Annotated in this window: 22 protein-coding genes and 1 pseudogene; 17 read left to right on the top strand and 6 right to left on the bottom strand. The window is 74.5% G+C overall.

All coding sequences use genetic code 11. The features are described 5' to 3' along the window. The 8 genes from RB146_04195 to menA form a co-directional block, all read left to right on the top strand. The coding region (locus tag RB146_04195) for a S8 family serine peptidase (protein MDQ7828183.1) at positions 1-490 on the top strand (490 nt) is incomplete at its 5' end. A gap of 120 nt (positions 491-610) precedes the next feature. Continuing rightward, positions 611-1,306 carry a hypothetical protein gene (locus tag RB146_04200; GenBank protein ID MDQ7828184.1) on the top strand — a complete coding sequence of 232 codons (696 nt, stop codon included), beginning with the start codon at positions 611-613 and terminating at the stop codon, positions 1,304-1,306. Between the two features lie 85 nt (positions 1,307-1,391). Beyond that, a complete protein-coding gene (locus RB146_04205; protein MDQ7828185.1) occupies positions 1,392-2,009 on the top strand; it encodes a TetR/AcrR family transcriptional regulator in 618 nt (205 codons plus the stop codon). Further along, positions 2,006-2,476, top strand: coding sequence for a pyridoxamine 5'-phosphate oxidase family protein (locus tag RB146_04210; GenBank protein MDQ7828186.1), 471 nt, complete (start codon positions 2,006-2,008; stop codon positions 2,474-2,476). The genes RB146_04205 and RB146_04210 overlap by 4 nt, the downstream gene beginning before the upstream one ends. A gap of 10 nt (positions 2,477-2,486) precedes the next feature. Continuing rightward, the gene (locus RB146_04215; GenBank protein MDQ7828187.1) at positions 2,487-3,548 is read left to right on the top strand and encodes an ABC transporter substrate-binding protein; all 1,062 of its coding nucleotides are present in this window, start codon (positions 2,487-2,489) and stop codon (positions 3,546-3,548) included. Next, positions 3,545-4,414 (top strand): ABC transporter ATP-binding protein, encoded by an 870-nt coding sequence (locus tag RB146_04220; GenBank protein MDQ7828188.1) that lies wholly within the window; start codon positions 3,545-3,547, stop codon positions 4,412-4,414. Before RB146_04215 ends, RB146_04220 begins: the two co-directional genes overlap by 4 nt. 79 nt (positions 4,415-4,493) lie before the next feature. Then, positions 4,494-5,246 (top strand): ABC transporter permease, encoded by a 753-nt coding sequence (locus RB146_04225; GenBank protein MDQ7828189.1) that lies wholly within the window; start codon positions 4,494-4,496, stop codon positions 5,244-5,246. Then, entirely contained in the window at positions 5,243-6,175 is a 933-nt protein-coding gene (gene menA / locus RB146_04230) for a 1,4-dihydroxy-2-naphthoate octaprenyltransferase (GenBank protein MDQ7828190.1), read from the top strand. The genes RB146_04225 and menA overlap by 4 nt, the downstream gene beginning before the upstream one ends. 21 nt (positions 6,176-6,196) lie before the next feature. Here the strand turns inward: menA and RB146_04235 are convergent, their stop codons facing one another. Beyond that, positions 6,197-6,688: an 8-oxo-dGTP diphosphatase gene (locus tag RB146_04235; GenBank protein MDQ7828191.1), complete on the bottom strand. Its 492-nt coding sequence runs from the start codon at positions 6,686-6,688 to the stop codon at positions 6,197-6,199. Between the two features lie 8 nt (positions 6,689-6,696). Beyond that, positions 6,697-7,782: a Xaa-Pro peptidase family protein gene (locus RB146_04240; GenBank protein ID MDQ7828192.1), complete on the bottom strand. Its 1,086-nt coding sequence runs from the start codon at positions 7,780-7,782 to the stop codon at positions 6,697-6,699. A gap of 76 nt (positions 7,783-7,858) precedes the next feature. Here RB146_04240 and nth point away from each other — a divergent pair. After that, a pseudogene (gene nth, locus RB146_04245) lies at positions 7,859-8,512 on the top strand (endonuclease III). An 11-nt stretch (positions 8,513-8,523) separates the two neighbouring features. Here nth and RB146_04250 read toward each other — a convergent pair. Continuing rightward, entirely contained in the window at positions 8,524-9,375 is an 852-nt protein-coding gene (locus RB146_04250) for an A/G-specific adenine glycosylase (protein MDQ7828193.1), read from the bottom strand. A gap of 212 nt (positions 9,376-9,587) precedes the next feature. On the opposite strand from RB146_04250, the gene RB146_04255 reads away from it, so the two are divergent. The 5 genes from RB146_04255 to RB146_04275 all read left to right on the top strand — a co-directional run bounded on the left by RB146_04255 (position 9,588) and on the right by RB146_04275 (position 14,273). Then, positions 9,588-10,427, top strand: coding sequence for a M55 family metallopeptidase (locus RB146_04255; GenBank protein MDQ7828194.1), 840 nt, complete (start codon positions 9,588-9,590; stop codon positions 10,425-10,427). 31 nt (positions 10,428-10,458) lie between these two features. Continuing rightward, a complete protein-coding gene (ggt, locus tag RB146_04260; GenBank protein MDQ7828195.1) occupies positions 10,459-12,078 on the top strand; it encodes a gamma-glutamyltransferase in 1,620 nt (539 codons plus the stop codon). A gap of 99 nt (positions 12,079-12,177) precedes the next feature. Next, positions 12,178-13,434, top strand: coding sequence for an NAD(P)/FAD-dependent oxidoreductase (locus RB146_04265; protein ID MDQ7828196.1), 1,257 nt, complete (start codon positions 12,178-12,180; stop codon positions 13,432-13,434). Positions 13,435-13,470: 36 nt separating this feature from the next. Next, a complete protein-coding gene (locus RB146_04270) occupies positions 13,471-14,067 on the top strand; it encodes a nucleoside-diphosphate kinase (GenBank protein ID MDQ7828197.1) in 597 nt (198 codons plus the stop codon). Beyond that, complete coding sequence (locus tag RB146_04275) at positions 14,064-14,273, top strand: hypothetical protein (protein ID MDQ7828198.1); 210 nt, start codon at positions 14,064-14,066, stop codon at positions 14,271-14,273. Before RB146_04270 ends, RB146_04275 begins: the two co-directional genes overlap by 4 nt. A gap of 28 nt (positions 14,274-14,301) precedes the next feature. Here the strand turns inward: RB146_04275 and RB146_04280 are convergent, their stop codons facing one another. Both RB146_04280 and RB146_04285 read right to left on the bottom strand, forming a co-directional pair. Further along, the gene (locus tag RB146_04280; GenBank protein MDQ7828199.1) at positions 14,302-15,060 is read right to left on the bottom strand and encodes a hypothetical protein; all 759 of its coding nucleotides are present in this window, start codon (positions 15,058-15,060) and stop codon (positions 14,302-14,304) included. Positions 15,061-15,089: 29 nt separating this feature from the next. Continuing rightward, positions 15,090-15,290: a transglutaminase family protein gene (locus tag RB146_04285; protein ID MDQ7828200.1), complete on the bottom strand. Its 201-nt coding sequence runs from the start codon at positions 15,288-15,290 to the stop codon at positions 15,090-15,092. A gap of 20 nt (positions 15,291-15,310) precedes the next feature. Here RB146_04285 and RB146_04290 point away from each other — a divergent pair, with 20 nt between their 5' ends. From RB146_04290 to fdhD, 3 genes are read left to right on the top strand one after another with little or no spacing between them, the layout of a single operon-like run. Beyond that, the gene (locus tag RB146_04290; GenBank protein MDQ7828201.1) at positions 15,311-16,678 is read left to right on the top strand and encodes a family 1 glycosylhydrolase; all 1,368 of its coding nucleotides are present in this window, start codon (positions 15,311-15,313) and stop codon (positions 16,676-16,678) included. 36 nt (positions 16,679-16,714) lie between these two features. Next, positions 16,715-18,976 (top strand): FdhF/YdeP family oxidoreductase, encoded by a 2,262-nt coding sequence (locus RB146_04295; protein MDQ7828202.1) that lies wholly within the window; start codon positions 16,715-16,717, stop codon positions 18,974-18,976. 31 nt (positions 18,977-19,007) lie between these two features. Next, on the top strand, positions 19,008-19,913 hold the full coding sequence (fdhD, locus tag RB146_04300) for a formate dehydrogenase accessory sulfurtransferase FdhD (protein ID MDQ7828203.1): 906 nt from the start codon (positions 19,008-19,010) through the stop codon (positions 19,911-19,913). Here the strand turns inward: fdhD and RB146_04305 are convergent. Next, positions 19,814-20,539, bottom strand: coding sequence for a molybdenum cofactor guanylyltransferase (locus RB146_04305; GenBank protein ID MDQ7828204.1), 726 nt, complete (start codon positions 20,537-20,539; stop codon positions 19,814-19,816). The genes fdhD and RB146_04305 overlap by 100 nt on opposite strands. Positions 20,540-20,541: the final 2 nt, after the last annotated feature.

The following is a 20,541-nucleotide window of genomic DNA, read 5'->3' on the forward strand; positions in this document are numbered from 1 at the left end:
TGATCGATGCCTGGCTGGCCGCCGGGATCACCCCGGTCTTCTCGGGGGGAACGCCGGGCCGGCCTGTGGGAGCACGAGCAGCCCCGGGGAGTACACGCGGGCCTTCGCGGCCGGCGCCGTGGACAGAGAGGACCTGATCGCCCCATTCAGCAGCCGGGGACCGGCCTCGCCGGAGAATGGCGGGAGCATCAAGCCCGATGTCGTGGCCCCCGGGGTGAGCATCCGCTCCGCAACCCATCTCTGCGACAGTTGCTACGGCCTGGCCAGCGGGACCTCCATGGCCGCCCCCCACGTGACCGGTGTCGTGGCCCTGGTCCTCTCCAAGAACCCCACGCTCGCGCCCGGTCGGCAGCGGGTGATCGTTGAGCGGAGTGCCCGCGCGATCCAGGACCTGACCTGCGGCGGCCGTCCAAGCGACTACAACGTGTACGGTTGGGGGCGCATCGACGCGCTGCGGGCTGTGAACGCCACGCCTGCGGTGTTGCCCTGAGAGAGGAGGTGAGAGCCGCGGGCACCTCTGCGCCGGCCCGCTGACCGGAGGGACCATTACGAGGACGGAGGGGGTGATCGAGGCCGACAGGCAGGATTCCAACATAGAGGAGGGACAGAGATGCAGCGCGTGGTTCCGATGCTGGCGGTCTTCCTGCTGGGTGTGGCCCTCACCTGGGCGTCCTTCAGTGCCTCCTCGGCGGCGCAAGGCGCCGCCCCCGGGGTCAACGGTGAAGGTGCCGAGATCGACATCCCCGCCGGGCAGGCGTTCTTCACCACGACGCACTTCACCACCGGGGTGGTGTTCCCCAACTTTGCGTTGATCCCGGGTGTCGTAGGAGCAAGCAACGGAACGGCGACTCGCACCGTCGTCGTCCGGTTCAGCGCTGATGCCTACAACTCTTCCAGCGCCAGCCGTTCGGTGGTGAGGCTGCGCGTCGACGGCGGTCCATGCATCGTTGCTGGCCCGGAACTCTTCAACAACAGCCATACCGGTTCGGGTGTCCCCCTCGAGGTCCGCACCTGGCAGGGCGTCGTCCGGGCGGGGCCGGGCTTCCACACCTACCAGATGTGCGGGGCGGTCTTCCCGGCTGGCGCCGGCACCGCCTCCTGGGGCTTCCGCACCCTCACCGTCGAGGCACGCGCTAGCACGCCAGTGCAAGTCCGCTTCGCGCTCTTCCCCCGGAGGAAGCTGGCCGCGTGGGCGGCTTCCTCCGGGGTCCTGTTCCGGGATCCCCCGAATTCTCCGGGATCTCCCCGGGAGCCCAGCACCGAGCCCACCCCTGTTGACGCCGCCGTCGGTCCAGGCCATCCTTGAGGGGTAGTGTAGACCGACGCGTCGGTCTCTTCCAGCAGGCACAAGGGGTTCTACGGAAGTGGCCAGATCTACCGCAGACACCGCCATGCGGGAGCGCCTCCTGGCCGCCGCCATGGAGGTCTTCGCCGCCCGGGGCTACCACGGTGCAGGGGTGGAGGACATCGTCGCCGCCTCCGGGGCTTCCAAAGGGGCCTTCTACCACTACTTCGAGAGCAAACAGGCCATCTTCCTCACCCTGATGGAGCGCCTGGCCGACCTGGTGGAGACCTCGGTCGAGGGGGCCATCGCCGCCGAGGAGGGTGGGGGAGCGCTGCGCAAGGTCGAAGCGGCACTGCGCACGGTGCTCGAGACAGTTGGCCAGCACCGGGACCTGGCGAAGATCTTGCTGGTCGAGGCGGTGGCGGTCGGTCCCGCCTTCGAGCAGAAGCGGCTGGAGATCCACCGACGGTTCGCCCGCCTCATCCAGCGCCACCTGGAACGGGCGGTGTCGGAGGGCTCGATCCCTCCCCAGGACACCGCCCTGGCCGCCCAGGCCTGGATGGGCGCGCTCGCCGAGATCGTCTCCCAGTGGCTCCTCCACGACACGGAACCGTTGGAGCCGCGCCTCCCGGCGCTGCGGGCCCTCCTGCTCCGCAGCATCGGGGCGCCGATGACACCGGGGGCCCTGGCCCAGCACGCCACCGCGGGGGCGGGTGAGGCGTGAGCGTCGTGCGCCCTGTGCCGCTCGAGCGGGTGCTGGAGGCGGTGGAACAGCACCTGGCCAGCCGGCACGTCTGCACCCTGGCCACCTCCCACCAGGACGTGCCCTGGGCGGCGACGAGCTTCTACGTGGCCTGGGGCCTGGACCTGGTCGTCTGCCAGGGACGGCGCGCCCGCACGCTGGCCAACATGCTGGCGAACCCGCGCACCGCCTTCGCCGTGGACGACCGCCGCGCCGACGCCTGGCTGCAGGGGCTGGGGCTGGCCAGGCGGCTGGAGGCGGACGAGGAGCGGCGGGCCCGCGAGGCGCTGCAGCGCGTCGCCCCGGAGTTCACGCACCACTTCACCAACCCCGACTACCCGGTGCTGTGCATCCGCGTCCAGGAGCTGACCTTCGCCGACCGCCCGCACGGGATCTACCCCCGGCAGCGGCTGGTGCGCCAGGGGGAGCGGTGGGCCTTCGGCGACTGAGGGAGGGAGCATGACCGAGAGCACCCCCCGGCGGACAGCCCACCGGCGGTTCTGCGCCGCTCGCCTCCTCGCCGCGCTGTGCCTGGCCGCGCTCGCGGCCGTGCCGGGTCATGATGCGGCCGCGCAAAGCCCGGGCCTCCTGCGCATCCGCGTGGTGCACGTGCCGGTGCTGATCTTCGCGCCGCTGTACGTGGCCATCGAGCGCGGCTACTTCGCCCGCGAGGGTCTCGAGGTCGAGCTGATCGGCACGCCCGGCGGCGCCTCCTCCTTCGTCGTCCTGGCCAGCGGCCGCGCGGAGGCGGTGGTTGGCGGGCTGGGCGCGGCCCTCTTCAACGCCGCCGCGCGCGGGCTGGACTTCAAGGTGGTCGGCCCCGCGCACATGGAGCGCCCGCCGGTGAGCACGCCGCTCGTGGTCAGCCGGCGCGCCTACGAGAGCGGGGAGATCCGCCGGGTGGCCGACCTGCGCGGCAAGCGCGTCTCCGTGAACGTGCTGGGCTCGGCCACGGAGTTCTGGCTGCACGCCGCCTTGCTGCGCGGCGGCCTGACCGTGGACGACGTGCAGATGGTGGCGGTGAACTTCCCCGAGGTCCCGGCGGCCCTGGCCAACGGGGCCATCGCGGCGGGGCTGCTGGGGGAGCCCCTGGCCACCCTGGCCGAGGACCGCGGGCAGATCGTCCGCCTCAGCGACGACTTCATCAACGGCATGCAGGTCACCGCGCTGTACTTCAGCGGCGAGTTCATGCGCGCCCACCCGCGGCAGGCCACCGGCTTCCTGGTGGCCTGGCTGCGGGCGTCGCGCGACCTCCAGGGGGACGCCTACCGCCGCGACGACGTGGCGCGGATCGTCGAGAAGTACACCGGGGTCCCGGCGGCGGTGGTGAAGCGGGCCGCCCCGCCGGTGCACGAGCCCAACGGCCGGATGAACTTCAATGACTTCAAGCGGCTCCAGGAGTACTTCAAGAAGCGCGGCGCGCTCACCTACGGGAAACCGCTCGAGCCGGCGGCGTACATCGACACCCGGTTCGTCCGGGAGGCGCTGCGGATCCTGGGCCCCTACACCGCGCAGCGGTGAGCACGCCGCTGGCCGCGGCCCCCGCGGACACCCGCGCCCCGGCCGGGCGCGCGACGGAGCCGGCGATCCTGGTCGAGGGCCTCACCAAGGTCTACCCCGGGCGGGGCAGAGAGCCGGTCGTGGCATTGCAGGACCTCACCTTCACCGTGGGGCGCGGAGAGTTCTGCGCGCTCATCGGCCCGTCCGGGTGCGGCAAGACCACCCTGCTGCACATCCTGGCCGGGCTGCTCCCACCCACCGGGGGGACGGTGAACGTCCCGGCCCCGTCCTCTCCGGGGCCCGCGCCGCCCCACCCGACCGGCGTCGACCGGACGTGGCCGGGAGCGGCGGCCGCGGTCGTCTTCCAGGGGGTCAGCACCTTCCCCTGGTACACGGTCACCCAGAACGTCGAGTACGGGTTGCGGATGATGGGCGCCCCGCGCGCCCTCCGTCGCGAGCGCGCGGAGGCCCTGATCCGGCAGGTGGGCCTCTGGCCCTTCCGCCACGCCTACCCCCACCAGCTCTCCGAGGGGATGCGGCAGCGCGTGGCCATCGCCCGGGCGCTGGCCACCGACCCGGCGGTGCTGCTCATGGACGAACCCTTCGCCAACCTGGACGAGCAGCACCGGCTGCTCCTGCAGGACGAGCTGCTGCGCATCTGGGAGGCGAGCGGCAAGACCGTCCTCTTCGTCACCCACAGCCTGGACGAGGCGCTGCGGCTGGCCGACCGCGTGCTGGTGATGACCGCCCGGCCTGGGCGCCTCAAGGCCGAAGTCCCGGTGCCGCTCCCGCGTCCGCGCGACTACCGGGAGGTGCGCCGCGACCCGCAGTACGGTGCGCTGAGCGCCCGGCTGTGGGAGCTGCTGCGGGCGGAGGTGGTGGCGTGAGGCCGGCCGCGGGCCACGGAGGTGACGGGGTGAGGCCGCGCACCGGCGCCCCGACGCTCCTCCAGGCAGAGGTGGTCCGGTGAGCGCCCGGGCACCCCGCGGGCTCACGCTGCTCTCGCCCCTGCTCTTCCTCCTCACCTGGGAGGCGCTCAGCCGCGCCGGCGTGCTGGACCCCCGCTTCTTCCCTCCCCCCAGCGCGGTGCTGGCCACGCTGGCGGCCATGACCCGCAGCGGGGAGTTCCCCCACCATCTGGGCGTGAGCGTCCGGCGCATCCTGCTCGGCTTCGTGCTGGGCGCCGCCCCGGCCGTGGTGGCCGGGCTGGCCATGGGGCTGAGTGCCGCCGTGCGCGCGCTCCTGATGCCGCTCGTGGCGGCGATTTACCCCATCCCCAAGATCGCCGTCTACCCGCTCGTGATCTTCTACCTGGGGATCGGGGAAGGGTCGAAGGTCACCATCGTGGCCCTCAGCATCTCCTTCCTCGTCCTGCTGAACACCATGGCCGGGGTGCTGGGGCTCGACCCCGCCTACTTCCGCATCGCCCGTGCCTACGGCGCCCGCGGCTGGGGGCTGTTCCGCACGGTGGCCCTGCCCGGAGCGGCGCCGGCGATCTTCACCGGGCTGAAGCTCGGCATGGGCTTCGCCCTCATCGTCATCGTCGGGGCGGAGCTGCTCGGCTCGGACGCGGGGGTGGGCTTCCTCATCTGGCGCGCCTACCAGATCTTTGCCGTGGACGTGATGTTCGCCGGGCTGCTGGTCACGGCGGTGCTCGGGTGGGTGGCCACGGCCGCCCTGGACTGGCTCGAGCGGCTGGCCCTGCCCTGGCGGCCATGACCGTCGAGCGGACGCCGGCGCCCCACGCGGCCCCGGGCGCCCGGCCGTCGGTCGCAGCCGTCTGGTGGCGCGCCGCCCGCCCCTTCTCCCTCACCGCCTCCCTGACCCCCGTGCTCGTCGGCGTGGCGGCGGCCCACCACGACGGGCGGTTCGACCTCCTGCGCGCCCTGGCCACGCTGCTCGGGGCGGTGGCCATCCAGGTCGGCACCAACCTGATCAACGACTACTACGACTACGTCCGCGGGGTGGACGAGCCCGGCGTGGTGGGCCCCAGCGGGGTGATCCACCAGGGCCTGCTGCCGCCGGAGGTGGTGCGGCGCGGCGGGCTTGTCGCCTTCGGCGTCGGGGCGGCGCTGGGGCTGTGGCTGGCGGCCTCCGCCGGGTGGCCGATCCTGGTGCTGGGCGTGCTGAGCGTGCTGGCGGGCTACGCCTACACCGGCGGTCCGCTCCCTCTCGGGTACGTCGGGCTGGGCGACCTGGTGGTCTGTCTCTTCATGGGGCCGGGGATCGTGCTGGGGGCCTACTATGTGCAAACTCGGGCACTCGGGCCCACGCCCCTGTGGGCCTCGCTGCCGCTGGCCGCGCTCGTCACGGCCATCCTCGTAGTAAACAACCTGCGTGACCTGGAGAGCGACCGCCGCAAGGGCAAGCGGACGCTGGCCACGCTGCTCGGGCGCAGCGGCACGCTGTGGGAGTACGCGCTGCTGGTCGCCGCCGCCTACGCCACCCTCGTCGGCGGGGCGGTGGCCGGGGCCCTGCCGCCGCTGGCGCTGGCGAGCCTCCTGACCCTTCCCGCGGCCTGGCGCACCTGGCAGGCGGTGCGCACGGTCACGGATCCGCCGACCCTCACGCGGGAGGGGCTGCGCGGCACGGCGCGCCTGCACCAGCACGTGGGCCTGGTGCTGGCCGCCGCCCTCGCCGTGACCTGAGGCTGACCCCTCGACCGCGAGTCACGCTGTCCCCCCGGCCGGCGCCGCAGGCCTGCCGTTGAGCGTGTGCCGCAGCAGCCGCTGCGCCTCGCGGTCGAAGTAGAAGTCCCCCTCGAACGGGTGGCCGGCCAGCAGCAGCGGCAGCCAGTGGCGGTCGTCCTCCCACATCTCGTCGTAGGGGAGCGCCTCGACCGGGTGCCAGGCCAGGTGGCCCTCCCGTCCCGCCCGCGCCTCGCCGGCCACCGTGCCCGTGCGGAAGACGTGCACGATCCAGTCGGGGGCCTCCTCCTGGCCGAAGTAGAACCGCAGCAGCCCGGCCGGCTCGAGGTTGGAGACGCGCAGCCCCGTCTCCTCCTCCACCTCGCGCACCGCACCGGCCACCGGGTCCTCACCCGGCCGGAGCTTGCCCCCGGGGGCGTTCCACTTGTCCCCGCCCCACAGGTGCGGGGCCTTGCGCAGGAGGAGGACGCGGCCGTCCCGCACGATGTAGCAGAGCGTGGCGTGGACCGGCATCGCTCCGGTCAGCCCTCCAGGACGCGCACCTCGCGCGGCAGGGCGCTCAGCCGTTCCCCGCCTTGCTCGGTCACCACCACGATCTCCTCCAGGCGCACGCCGAACTCCCCCACCAGGTAGACCCCCGGCTCCACGCTGAAGGCCATCCCCACCTGCAGCGGCAGGTCCGCGGTCTCGGTGATGGAGGGCGGCTCGTGGCCGCTCAGCCCGATCCCGTGGCCGGTGCGGTGGGTGAAGTGGGCGCCGTAGCCCGCGCGGGTGATGACGCCGCGGGCGGCGCGGTCCACCTCGCGCGCCGGCACCCCCGGCCGGACGGCGGCCAGCCCGGCCTGCACCGCCTCCTCGACGATGGTGTGGATCACCCGGTAGCGCGGGGTGGGGGCGCCGAGGAAGGCCATGCGGGTGATGTCTCCCATGTAGCCCTCCACCCGGCCCCCCAGGTCCACCAGCAGCGGCTCCCCGCGCCCGAGCGGCCGGATGGTGCTGTGGTGGTGGGGGAAGGCGGAGTGGGGGCCGCCGGCGACGATGGCGAAGGGGACCTCGGTGGCGCCGTGGGCGCGCAGCGCCTCGCCGGCGACGCGGGCCAGGTCGACCTCGCGCAGCCCCGGCCGGGCGGCGGCGAAGACGGCCTCGACGGCGGCGTCCGCCGCCGCTGCGGCGCGGCGCAGGGCGGCGATCTCCTCGGGGGACTTCACCATGCGCAACGGGGCGAGCACCGTCGATGCCGGGACGAAGCGCGCCTCCGGCCAGGTGGCCTGCAGGAGGAGCAGGGCGTCCGCGCGCATCGTGTCGCCCACCGCGATGGTGCGCAGGGTGCCCAGCCGGCGGCGCGCCTCCCGAAGGGCCTCCGCCGGACCGGTGGCGTCGGCGTAGGGGAGCGCCTCGAACGGCACCCGCGGCGCCGCTTCCGCGGCGTTGAGCTCGGGGACGAGCAGCACCCCGCCGTCGCGGCCGATGAAGAGATAGCAGGGACGCTCGTCGGGGTGCGGGGAGTAGCCGATCAGGTAGAGGAAGTCGTCGCCCGGGGGGATCGCCACGAGGTCGAGGCCGGCAGCCGGCAGGCGGTCGCGCAGGGCGGTCAGGCGGTCGGTCATGGCTCCTCCTCGCAGGACGCGGACGGCACCGCGGCCGGTGTCACGCCTACGAGTGTACACGGGGTAGCATAGAGACGTGCCCGCTCCCGACCTGCAGCTCCCCACCGGCGAAGCACCGGCCGCCGCGCGGCGCCGCGTCCGGCGGATCATCGCCCGGCTGGCCGAGCGCTACCCGCAGCCCCGCGTCCCCCTACGCCACCGCAACGCCTTCGAGCTGCTCGTCGCCACCATCCTCTCCGCCCAGTGCACCGACGCCATGGTCAACCGCGTCACCCCGCAGCTCTTCGCGCGCTTCCGCACGCCGGAAGCCTTCGCGCGCGCCGACCCGCGGGAGCTGGAGGCGCTCATCCGCCCCACGGGGTTCTTCCGCCAGAAGACGCAGGCCCTCCAGGCCATGAGCCGGGCGCTGCTGGAGCGGTTCGGCGGCCGCGTCCCCCGCACCATGGAGGAGCTGATCACGCTCCCCGGCGTTGGCCGGAAGACCGCCAACGTCATCCTGGGCGGGTACTACGGCGTCCCGGGGGTGGTCGTCGATACGCACGTGCGCCGGCTGAGCCAGCGCCTGGGCCTCACCGCCCACGACGACCCCGACGAGATCGAGCAGGACCTCATGCGGCTGGTGCCGCGGGAGGAGTGGTCGGCCTTCTCGCTGCGGCTGATCTTCTTCGGGCGGGAGGTGTGCACGGCGCGCAACCCCCTGTGCACCGCCTGCCCCCTCGCCGACCTGTGCCCGTCGGCACCCTACCGCGGCTCGCCGCCCTGGATGCGCCGACGCCGCCGCGGCGCCGGCGCGCCGGCCTCGGCGCGCGCTCCGGCGTCCCTGTCGAGTCCGGCGGGGCCCGCGCGGACGTCGGCGACGTCGACCGGGACCCGAGCGGCGCCTCGCCCATCGGCCGGGGCGCGTCCTGCCCGCCGGCGCGCCTCCGGTCCCAGCCGCGGGTAGGTGCGGCAGAGGTCGGTGAGGGGGCAGCGGTCGCACCGCGGGCGGCGGGCGGTGCAGATCAGCGCGCCGAAGTCCATCAGGGCCTGGTTGTAGTCGTAGGCCCGCCGCGGCAGGAGCCGCTCGGCCAGCGCCCACAGCGCCCGGTCGGGCGCCGGGCGGCCGAAGAAGACGCGCTGCAGGACGCGGCGGACGTTCGTGTCGAGCAGGGCCGCGCGCCGGCCGAAGGCGAAGGAGAGTAGCGCCCCGGCGGTGTAGGGGCCGACGCCGGGCAGGCGCAGGAGGCGGGCGCGCTCGGCGGGGAGGCGGCCGCCGTGCTCCGCCAGCACGGTGCGGGCGATCTGCCAGAGCCTCACAGGGCGGGCGTTGTAGCCCAGCGGGTACCAGACCTCGCGCACCTCGGCGACGTGGGCGCGCGCCAGCGCCTCGAGGGAGGGGTAGCGGCGCAGGAACTCGCGGTACTTCGGTACGACGCGGTCGACCTGCGTCTGCTGCAGCATGACCTCGGAGACGAGGACGCGGTAGGGGTCGCGCGTGCGGCGCCAGGGGAGGCGCCGGCCGGCGGTGCGGTACCAGCGCAGCAGGCGGCGGACGAAGCGGCGCCGCCGGGTCGGGGACGGGGGCCGGGGCGGGCGGGAAGGCGATGACGGCATCGACCGGGGAGGACGATTCGCCGGACCGTCCGGGGAGCTCCTCTGCCGGCCGCGACCCGATGTTGGGGAGAGCTCCTCCGCCGGCCGCGACCAGACGCGCCGGGGAGCTCCTCCGCCGCGGCACCCGACAGGGGCCCGGCCCTTGCCGCGGTGGGTGCTGACAACGACATATCTTCGTTGTGAGTGAAGGCGGTGCGGACGAGGAGGCAGCGGTGCGCGTCTACATCTCCGTGGACATGGAAGGCATCACCGGCGTGGCGGTCTCCCGACACGTCCAGCCGACGGAGAAGGAGTACGACCGGTTCCGCCGGTTGATGACCCAGGAGGCCAACGCGGCGGTCGAAGGGGCGCTCGCCGGCGGGGCGACCGACGTGGTGGTGGCCGACGGCCACGGCCCCATGACGAACCTCCTGGTGGAGGAGCTCCACCCTGCCGCCCGCCTGCTGAGCGGCAGCGACCGGCTGCTGGGGCAGCTGGAGGGGATCGACGGCGGCTTCGACGCCGCCTTCTTCGTCGGCTACCACCAGCGCGAGGGCGGGGGCGAGGGGATCCTCAACCACACCTTCCTCGGGCGGATCGTCTACGAGGTGCGGCTCAACGGCGAGCCGGTGGACGAGGCGGCGGTGAACGCCGCGCTGGCCGGAGCCTTCGGCGTCCCGGTGGCGCTCGTCACCGGGGACGCCGCCGTCTGCGCCGACGCGCAGCGGCGTCTCCCCGGGGTGGTCACAGCGCCGGTGAAGGAGGCCGTGGACCGCCTGGTGGTCCTCTCCCTCACCCCGGAGCGCGCCCACGCGCTGATCCGTGAGCGCGCGCAGCAGGCCCTGGCGGCGGTGGCCGCCGGTCGCATCCGCCCCACCCCACCGCCGCGGCCGGCCACCTTCGAGGTGGACTTCAAGCGCACCAGCCCGGCCCGCATGGCCACGCTCTTCCCGTCGGTGGAGCGGCGGGGCCCGCGCACCATCGCCGTGACCGACGACGACTACGTGCGCGCCTTCAAGCAGTTCTGGGGGGCGCTGGTCATCGGCTTCGCCACGGCGGAAGGCCTGTTGTGACCCCAGGATCGGCGGGATGAGGAGGACGCAGATGCGCACGCGGTCGACCGTGATCGCCCAGCACGGCGTGGTGGCCACCGGTCACCCGCTCGCCTCGGCCGCCGGCCTGCAGGTGTTGCGCTCCGGCGGCAACGCCATGGACGCCGCCCTGGCGGCGGCGGGGGTGCTCGGCGTCGTCCAGCCCATGATGAGCGGGCTCGGCGGCGACACCTTCCTGCTGTGGTTGGACGGCCGCACCGGCGCGGTGACGGCGCTCAACGGCAGCGGGGCGGCCCCGCTGGGAGCGACGCGGGAGCACTTCGTCGGCCGCGGGTTCCAGACGATGCCGCTGCGGGGGATGGCCTCGGCGAGCGTCCCGGGTGCGGTGGACGCCATGGTCACGGCCCTGGAGCGCTGGGGGAGCGGCCGCTGCTCCCTGGCCGACCTCCTGGCGCCGGCCATCGCCTACGCCGAGGAGGGAGCGCCGGTGGCCCCGCGCGTGGCGGAGTGGTTCGCCGAGAGCGCCGAGGTGCTGGCGCGCTTCCCCTCCTCCGCCCGGGTCTTCCTGCCGCAGGGGCGCCCGCCCCGGGCGGGCGAGGTGCTGGTGCAGCGCGACCTGGCCGCCTCCCTGCGCCTGGTCGCCCGGGAAGGGCGGCGGGCCTTCTACGAGGGGGCGCTGGCCGAGGCGATGGTGCGCTACAGCACCGCCCACGACGGGCTCTTCACGCTGGAGGACTTTCGCCGTCACCGCAGCGAGGTCGTGGAGCCGCTGGCCACCACCTACCGGGGCTGGACCGTCTACACCACGCCCCCGCCCTCGCAGGGGATCATCCTCCTGCTCATGCTGAACCTCCTGGCCCAGGTCCCGCGGGAGCGGCTGCGCTGGGGCGACCCCGAGGGGGTCGTGCTGGCCGTGGCCGCCAAGCAAGCGGCCTTCGCCGACCGGCTGCGCCACCTGGGCGACCCGCGGATGGTCGCCAACCCGCTCGAGGAGTTGCTCAGTCCGGCACACGCACGCGAGCGTCTCGAGGAGATCCGCCGCGCGCTGGCGGCCGGCGTCCCGCGCGGCGCGCTGCAGGCCGCCGGCCCGTCGGGCGGGGACACTACCTACCTGTGCACCGCCGACCGGGAGGGGAACATGGTCTCCTGCATCACGAGCCTCTCGGCGAAGTTCGGGTGCGGTGAGGTGGTCGAGGGGACGGGGATCCTGCTGAACAACCGGGCGGGGCGCGGCTTCCCGCTGGACCCCGACCACCCCAACGTGCTCGCCCCCGGCAAGCGCACGATGCACACCTTGTTGCCGGTGGCCGCGACGGGTCCGGCCGGCGAGCGCCTGGTCTTCGGCACGCCCGGCGGTGACGGGCAGCCCCAGTGGAACCTGCAGGTCTTCCTGAACCTGGTCGAGTCGGGGATGGAGGTGCAGCAGGCGGTAGACGCGCCGCGCTGGCTGCACGTCCCGGGAACCGACCCGGCCACGATCACGCGCGACCCCGAGGTGCGGCTGGAAGAGGGGTTCCCGCCGGCGGTGGCGGCCGCCCTGCGCGCAGCCGGCCACCGCGTGGTCCCCATGGTCACCGAGGAGGGGGGCGGGGCGCAGGTCATCCTGGCGCGCGGCGGGGTGTACGAGGCGGGGTCCGACCCGCGCGTGGACGGGCTGGCCATCGGCTGGTGAGCGGCGCGACACGGTGCCCGGGAATCGCCCGGGTGCTGGACGCTCCACCCGCGCGGCGTGATCCCGGCGTGAGTCTCCGCCGCGCGGCGTGATCCCGGCGTGGGCGCCGCTGCACCGCGCGTCGTGATCCTGGGCGGCGGCTTCGCCGGACTGGCCGCCGCGCTCACCCTGGCCCGCCAGCGCACCGGTGCCGACGTCCTGCTCATCGACCGGCGCAACTACCACCTCTTCACCCCGCTCCTCTACCAGGTCGCTACGGGGCTGGTCGACCCGGACCACGTGGCCCAGCCGCTGCGCTGGGCCGCCCGCGCGGGGTTCCGCTACGAGGCCCGCACCGTGCAGACGGTGGAGTTCGGGGCGCGCCGCGTGGCCACCGCGCAGGGACCGGTGCCGTACGACGTGCTGGTGATCGCGCTCGGCACGGTGACGCACGACTTCGGCCTCCCCGGGGTGCGGGAGTTCGCCTTGCCGCTCAAGACCCTGCCGGACGCCACCCGCATCCACAACGCCGTGCTGGCAGCCTTCGAGCGCGCCGCGCTGGAGGCGGATCGCGCGGCGCGCCGGCGCCTCCTCACCTTCGTCATCGTGGGGGCGGGGGCGACCGGGGTGGAGCTGGCGGGGGCGCTGGCCGACTTCATCCGCCTCAACCTGCGGCGGGACTACCCCACCGTGCCGGCCGACGAGCCGCAGGTCCTGCTGCTCGAGGTCGCCCAGACCGTGCTGCCGGGCCTCGACCCGCGCCTGGCCGGCCCGGCGCTGCGGGTGTTGCAGGCCCGCGGCGTGGAGGTGCGGCTGGGGGCGCGCGTGGCGGAGGTCCTCCCCGACGGCGTGCGCCTCGACGGCGGAGAGCGCCTCGTCGCCGGGACGGTCGTCTGGGCGGCGGGCGTGCGGCCCCACCCGCTCGTGGCCGACCTGGGGCTGCCGACAGGGCGCGGCGGGCGGGTCGTGGTGACGCCGGCCCTGGCACTGCCCGACCGTCCGGAGGTCTTCGTGGCCGGCGACCTGGCGCTCGTCCCGGACCCGCGCACGGGAGGCCCGCTCTCGCAGGACGCGGCGGTGGCCGTCCAGGAGGGCGAGGCGGTGGGCCGCGCCGTGGCGCGGGTCGTGCGCGGGCAGGCGCCCGCGCCCTTCCGCTACCGCCACCAGGGCGTGATGGTCTCCCTGGGCCGCCACGCGGCCGTGGCCGAGGTGCGCGGTCTGCACTTCAATGGGTTTGCGGCCTGGCTGGCCTGGCGTATCATCCACCTGAGCAAGATCATGACCCTCCGCAACCGGCTGGGCGTGGTGCTGGACTGGTCCTTCGCCTACGTCTACCGGCGCAACACCGCCCTCCTGCGGGACGGCATCGACGAGTGAGGACGCGGGAGGCGGAGGTCTCCCGGGAGGTCAGGGATGGGTGAGGTGCGCCGCGAGCGCACGCTGATCTTCGTCAAGCCCGACGGGGTGCAGCGGGCGCTGGTCGGGGAGATCCTGCGCCGCTTCGAGCGCGCGGGGCTGCGCCTAGTCGGGCTGAAGATGGTGCACCCCTCCCGCGACTTCCTGGAGCGCCACTACCCGGCCGACGAGGCCTTCATGCGCACGCTGGGCGGCAAGACGCGCGAGGCCTTCCAGGCGGCCGGCCTGGACGTGAAGGCGCAGACGGGCAGCGACGACCCGCTGGAGATCGGCCGGGCGGTCCGGGGCTGGCTGATCGACTACGTGGCCAGTGCCCCGGTGGTGGCGGCGGTGCTGGAGGGCATCCAGGCGGTGGCCACGGTGCGCAAGCTCGTCGGCGACACGCTGCCGGTGCGCGCCGCGCCCGGGACCATCCGCGGCGACTTCTCGGTGGACTCCCCCACGGTGGCGAACCTGCAGCGCCGCCCGGTGCGCAACCTGATCCACGCCTCGGGCACGCTGGAGGAGGCCGAGCAGGAGATCGCCCTCTGGTTCCGCCCCGAGGAGCTCTTCGAGTACCGGCGCGCCGACGAGGAGATCGTCCAGGGCCCGTGACGCGCGGCCAGCGGACGCTGCTCTGGGCGGTCGTGGCGGCCGCGACGCTGGTGGGGCTGGCGCTGCTGGCCGCCGGTGTGCCCGAGACCGCCGTCGAGCTGGGCCGGGTGGTGCGCCGGCCGGCCGACCCGGTGGCGCTCGGTGCCGGGCTCCTGCTATTGGCGGTCGCGGCGGTGGTGGCCTACCGGCTGCTCGGCCCCCGCTAGGTCCTGCCCCCCGGCGGACGGTCTCCGGTCAGCGGTCCGAGACGGTGCGGCCTACCACCCAGCAGGACGCAGCCAGGACGTTGTCCGGCCGCGGCTCCCCGGGGAGCGTCTCGCGGTCGGCGAGCACGGTGACCTCGACCTCGCTGGCCACGTCCAGGCGCCAGTACGGTGCGCCGGTGGCGGCGTTGGTCAGGAGCCGCGCACGGACCACCACGCCCGTGATGAGCGCTGTGGCCTCGGGTTCGACCCCCGGCTCCGCGTCGGCGGTGTGGCTGCCGACCGCGACGAAGGAGCGCACCGGCGGCTGGTAGGTCATCTGCCGCACCGCTTCGTACGCCGCGGCGCTGGGGAAGAGGTGCGCTTCGTGTACGAGCCCGGCGAACTCCACGGTGAGCACCGTTCCCGTGCGCAGCGCCGGGCGCGCCAGGGGGAAGTCCACCAGGTCCATGCGCACCGGGAACAGACCGCTGAGCGGCTCGTCCGGCTCCCGGGGCTCCAGCCACCCTTCCACCCACCCCGCCTGCTCCTCCTCGGGGTCTTCGCCGTAAGCCGTCAGCGCCAGGCGGTGAATCCGGCCCGCGGCGTAGAACGGGGTGGCTTCCAACGGGTAGCCCGAGGGGTCGATCAGCGCCCAGACCTCCGGGCCGCCGCCGACCTCCCAGCGCGCCAGCGCCCCGCCGCCGACCAGCGGCAGGTGGCGTCCCCGCGCCGCCGCCTCCTGCAGCAGCGCGCGGTAGTCGGCCATCTCGCGCACGGGGAAGCCGATGGCGGCGAAGTGGCTGGACACGGGACGGCTGCAGGTCCCGGGTTCGGGCCTCAGCGGAGGCCGCGCACGGCCGCGTGCAGGTGCCGGAGCTCCACCAGGAAGGGACCGGGGAAGGCGACCTCGGCCACCGGCAGCCCCGGCCGCCGGCCGACCGCGATGCAGACGGTCGCCGGCGCACTCGGCAGCCCCGGCCGCCGGTCCGGGGCCTCGTTCAGGTCGCTGCGCGGGTCATAATACTCGCGGATGTCCATCCCCGGGTTCCGCCTCCGTGTTGTGCCCGGATAGGGCCCGTCACCGCGACGAACCGCACCCGCCTACCTTCCACGCCGGGCGGTCCGAGCCCTCCGGTGCCTTCCACTTCCCCGATGGCTTCCTGTGGGGGACCGCCACCAGCGCCTACCAGGTGGAGGGGTTCAACACCAACGCCGACTGGTGGGAGTGGGAGCAGCAGCCGGGGCGCATCGCCGCCGGCGACCGGTCGGGCGCCGCCTGCAACTGGTGGGTGGCGGCAGAAGCCGACTTCGACCGCATGGCGGCGCTGGGGCAGAACGCGCACCGCCTCTCCGTGGAGTGGAGCCGCATCGAGCCCGAGCCGGGCCGGTGGGACGAGACGGCGCTGGCCCGCTACCGCACCATGGTCGCCGGCCTGCGCGCGCGCGGGATCACGCCCATGGTCACGCTGCACCACTTCACCTTTCCCCTGTGGGTGGCGCGGCGCGGCGGGTGGCTGTGGCCCGGGCTCCCGCAGGCCATGGCGCAGTTCGCCCGTCGCGTGGTCGAGGCCCTCGGCGACCTCGTCACGCTCTGGTGCACCCTCAACGAGCCGGTGGGCGCCATCGTCAGCGGCTTCCTCACCGGGCGCTTCCCGCCGGGGGGCGGGGGGCTGCGCCGGGCCCGGCGCGCCCTCGTGCAGGCGGTGCGCACCCACGCGGCCCTGTACCGCACCGTCCACGCCCTCCAGCCCGCCGCGCAGGTGGGGCCGACGGCGTACCTGCGCCTCTTCGACCCGGCGCGGCCCGTGCCGTTCGACCGGGCCGTGGCCGCGGTGCAGGACCGCCTGCTGAACTGGGTCTTCCTCGACGCCCTGCACACCGGACGCCTCCCCGCCCTGCTGCACCTCCCGCCGCTGCCGGAGGCCCGGGGGACGATGGACTTCGTGGGGGTGAACTACTACACCCGCGACCTCGTGGCGCTGGACCTGCGCGCGCCCCGGCGGCTCTTCGCCCGCAACTTCCACGCCCCCGGGGCGCTGATGAGCGACGGGGGCTACGGCGAGATCTACCCGGAGGGGCTCTACCGGGTGTTGCAGCGGGCCCGCGCCTACGGGCGGCCGCTCTACGTCACGGAGAACGGCCTGCCTGATGCGGACGACGACCAGCGGCCGGCCTTCATCCTCGACCACCTGCGCCAATTGAGCCGCGCGCTGCAGGCCGGCTGCGACGTCCGCGGCTACTTCCACTGGACCCTCGTGGACAACTTCGAGTGGGCGGACGGGTGGACACTGCGCTTCGGCCTGATCGCCCTCGACCCGGCCACCCAGACCCGCACCCCGCGCCCCAGCGCGGAGGTCTACGCCGCCATCTGCCGAAGCAGTATGGTGCCCGGGGTGCGCACCGTGTTCGAGCCTCCCGCGCGCTGACCGCGGGGCGACGGGGGACGGCACCGGCGGAGGGTCGTGGCGGAGGGGCGCAAGGTCCGGGGGTTCGAGCCCAGGCTCTGGGCCAGCTGGAAGCCGTTCGGCATCGGCGAGCAGCGGCCCAACAACTACCTGGAGATCGGGAAGGCGATCTGGGAGAACCGGGACCGCCTGCCCTACGCCTGGCGCATCCTGGCGCACGGGGTCTGCGACGGGTGCGCGCTCGGGACCGCCGGGCTGCGTGACTGGACCCTCCCCGGGATCCACCTCTGCAACGTCCGCCTCCGCCTGCTGCGGCTCAACACGCTGCCGCCGCTGGACGTGCGGCACCTGGTCGACGTCGCCCCCCTGCGCGGCCGGACCAACGACGCCCTGCGGCGGCTCGGCCGCCTGCCGGTCCCGCTGCTGCGCCGGCGCGGGGAGGCGGGCTTCCGGCCGGTCTCGTGGGACGCTGCGCTGGCGCTGGTCGCCGACCGCATCCGGGCGGCCGGGCCGGAGCGCCTCGCCTGCTACCTCACCAGCCGGGGGATGCCCAACGAGCACTACTACGCCGCGCAGAAGGCCGTCCGGGCCATGGGCAGCAACAACATCGACAACGCCGCGCGGGTCTGCCACGCGCCCAGCACGTTCGCGCTAAAGCAGGCCCTGGGCGTGGCGGCCACCACCTGCTCGTACGCCGACCTGCTCGGCACCGACCTGGCGGTCTTCATCGGGTCGAACGTGGCGAACAACCAGCCGGTCATGATGAAGTACCTCTACTACGCCCGGCGCCTGGGCACGCGCGTCGTGCTCGTGAACACCTACCGCGAGCCCGGCATGGAGCGGTACTGGGTGCCGTCGGTGCTGGAGAGCGCCCTCTTCGGGACGCGCATGGCCGACCGGGTCTTCCTCATCACCACCGGCGGGGACATCGCCTTCCTGAACGGGACCCTGCGCTGGATGGTCGCCGAGGGGTGGGTGGACCGGGCCTTCATCGACCGCCACACCACCGGCTTCGCCGCGCTGGCCGACGCGCTGGCCGCCCAGCCCTGGGAGGCGCTGGAACGGCAGAGCGGGGCGAGCCGCGAGGAGATGCGCGCCTTCGCCCAGATGGTGGCCGAGGCGCAGACGGCGGTCTTCGTCTGGTCCATGGGGGTGACCCAGCACGACGTCGGCGAGGGGAGTGTCCGCGCTATCATCAACCTGGCCCTCACCAAGGGTTTCGTGGGGCGCGAGGGCTGCGGCCTCATGCCGATCCGCGGCCATTCCGGCGTGCAGGGCGGGGCGGAGATGGGCGCCTACGCCACCGCCTTCCCCGGCGGGCTGCCGGTCACGGCCGAGCACGCCCGGCGCCTGAGCGAGCAGTGGGGGTTCCCCGTGCCGGCGTCCCCGGGGCTCACCGCCCCCGAGATGGTGGACGCCGCCGCCGAGGGGCGGCTCGACGTCCTCTTCATGGTCGGGGGGAACTTCCTGGAGGTGATGCCCGACCGGGCCTACGTGCGGCAGGCGCTCGAGCGCGTCCCGCTGCGCGTGCACATGGACATCGTCCTCACGAACCAGATGCTGCTGGAGCCGGCGGAGGCGGTGCTCCTCCTGCCCGCCACCACCCGCTACGAGGTGCCGGGCGGCGTCACGCAGACCACCACGGAGCGGCGGGTGATCTTCAGCCCGGAGGTCCCCGGCCCCCGCATCGGCCAGACCCGGCCGGAGTGGGAGGTCTTCATGGACCTGGCCCGGCGGGTGCGCCCCGACCTGGCCGACCGGCTGCACTTCGCCGGGCCCGCTGCCATCCGCGAGGAGATCGCCCGCGTGGTCCCCTTCTACGACGGCATCCAGCACCTGCAGCGGGAAGGCGACCAGTTCCAGTACGGTGGGCCGCTGCTGTGCCGGGGGTGGACCTTCCCCACGCCGGACGGCCGGGCGCACTTCGCCGTCGTCCCCCTGCCGACCCTGGAGCGGCCCGAGGGGGCCTTCCTGCTCAGCACCCGGCGCGGCCGGCAGTTCAACAGCATGGTCCAGGGGCGGCGAGACGCCCTCACGGGGGCGGCGCGCGAGGCCGTGCTCATGCACGAGGCGGACGCGCGGCGCCTGGGCCTGCGCGACGGCGACCGGGTGGTCCTGCGCAACGAGGTGGGGACGTTCCACGGCCGCGTCCGCCTGGCTCCGGTCATGCCGGGGACGCTCCAGGTCCACTGGCCCGAGGGGAACGTGCTCATCTCCGCGCGGCGCCGCTCCGCCGACGTGCGCATCCCCGACTACAACGCGGTGGTGTGGGTGGAGGTCCCCCCCGACCGCCCGCCGGAGGTGACGGCGTCACCGTGACCGGACCCGCGGCGGGGGCCACGCTGTCACCATGATCCGGCGCCCCGGCAGCCAGGTGCGGACGACGGTGCACGCCGTGCGCGGCGGCACGGTGGAGAGGCGCACGGACGCGCTGGCCACCGAGGAGCCCCTGGAGGTCCGCCTGGCCGCGGGTGGCCAGCAGCGCACCGTCGCCGTGACGATGCGCACGCCCGGCAACGATTTCGAGCTGGCCGCCGGCTTCCTCTTCGGCGAGGGGGTGGTCGCCTCGCGAGAGGAGATCCGCCGCATCGCCTACTGCCTGGACCTCCCCGCCGAACAGCTCTACAACGTCGTCACCGTGGAGCTGCGCGCCGGCCGGCTCCCCGACCTGGCCCCGCTGGAGCGCTACGGCTACACGACCAGCGCCTGCGGCGTCTGCGGCAAGGGGAGCATCGAGGCCCTCACCCGCCGCGGCTGCCGGCCGCCCGCGGGCGGCCTGCGCCTCACCCACGAGACCCTCGTGCAGCTCCCCGAGCGGCTGCGGGCCGGGCAGCGCCTCTTCGCCCCCACCGGGGGCCTGCACGCCTCCGCCCTCTTCGACGCGCGGGGGACCCTGCTGGCGGTGCGGGAGGACGTGGGCCGGCACAACGCCATGGACAAGCTCGTCGGCTGGGCCCTGCTGGAGGGGCGCCTGCCCCTGGACGACCACATCGTCATGGTGAGCGGGCGGGCCAGCTTCGAGCTCGTGCAGAAGGCGGTGGCCGCGGGCGTCCCCGTCTTCTGCGCCGTCTCGGCGCCGAGCAGCCTGGCCGTGGAGACGGCGCGGGCCTTCGGGGTGACCCTGATCGGCTTCCTGCGGGGCGATCGTTTCAACGTCTACAGCGGGTTCGAACGGCTGGTCCCCCGGGCGCCGCTCTCCGGTGCGTCCCCCGCCCCGGGGATCTCCGCGCCCCCCGGCAGGTCCGCCTCGCGCTGAGCCCGCGCCAGCGCCTCCCGGTAGTCCGCCGGGGTGTTCACGTCGAGGAAGGAGACGAGGTCCGGGTCCGCCCGGCGCAGGTCCGCCTCTTCCACGAGACGCACGCGGAGGCGCCCCAGGAGGTCCCGCATCGCCCCGCCGCCCTGCGCCAGGACCTCCGCCGCCGCATCGGCCACGCTCCGGTGGTAAGCCGCACAGACCGGCTGCGACCGCCCGCCCACCACCGGCACGGCCGCGTCATGTCCCGCGGCCAGATCCGCCAGCAGCCGCAGCAGGGCGGGTTTGACCAGCGGCAGGTCGCAGGCGACGCACACTGCGGTGTGGGTCTCCGTGGCCAGCAGCCCGGCATGGAGGCCGCTGAGGGGGCCGAGGCCGGGGAAGCGGTCCACGACCACTTCGCCCGCCGGCAGGCCCGCGGGCCTGCCCGCCGGCAGGACGGCACGGTCGTCCTCGCCAGACAGGACGGCGGGATCGCGCACGACCACGAGCACGCGCGGGCAGACCTCGGCCACCCGGCGCACCACCCGACCGAGCAGCGTGGTGTCACCGAAGGGCAGCAGGGCCTTCGGCCGCCCCATCCGCCGGCTGCGCCCGCCGGCCAGGACGATCCCCGTGACCGCCCGCATGC

The sequence above is a fragment of the Armatimonadota bacterium genome, from assembly GCA_031081585.1.
Lineage (GTDB): Bacteria > Sysuimicrobiota > Sysuimicrobiia > Sysuimicrobiales > Humicultoraceae > Geohabitans > Geohabitans tengchongensis.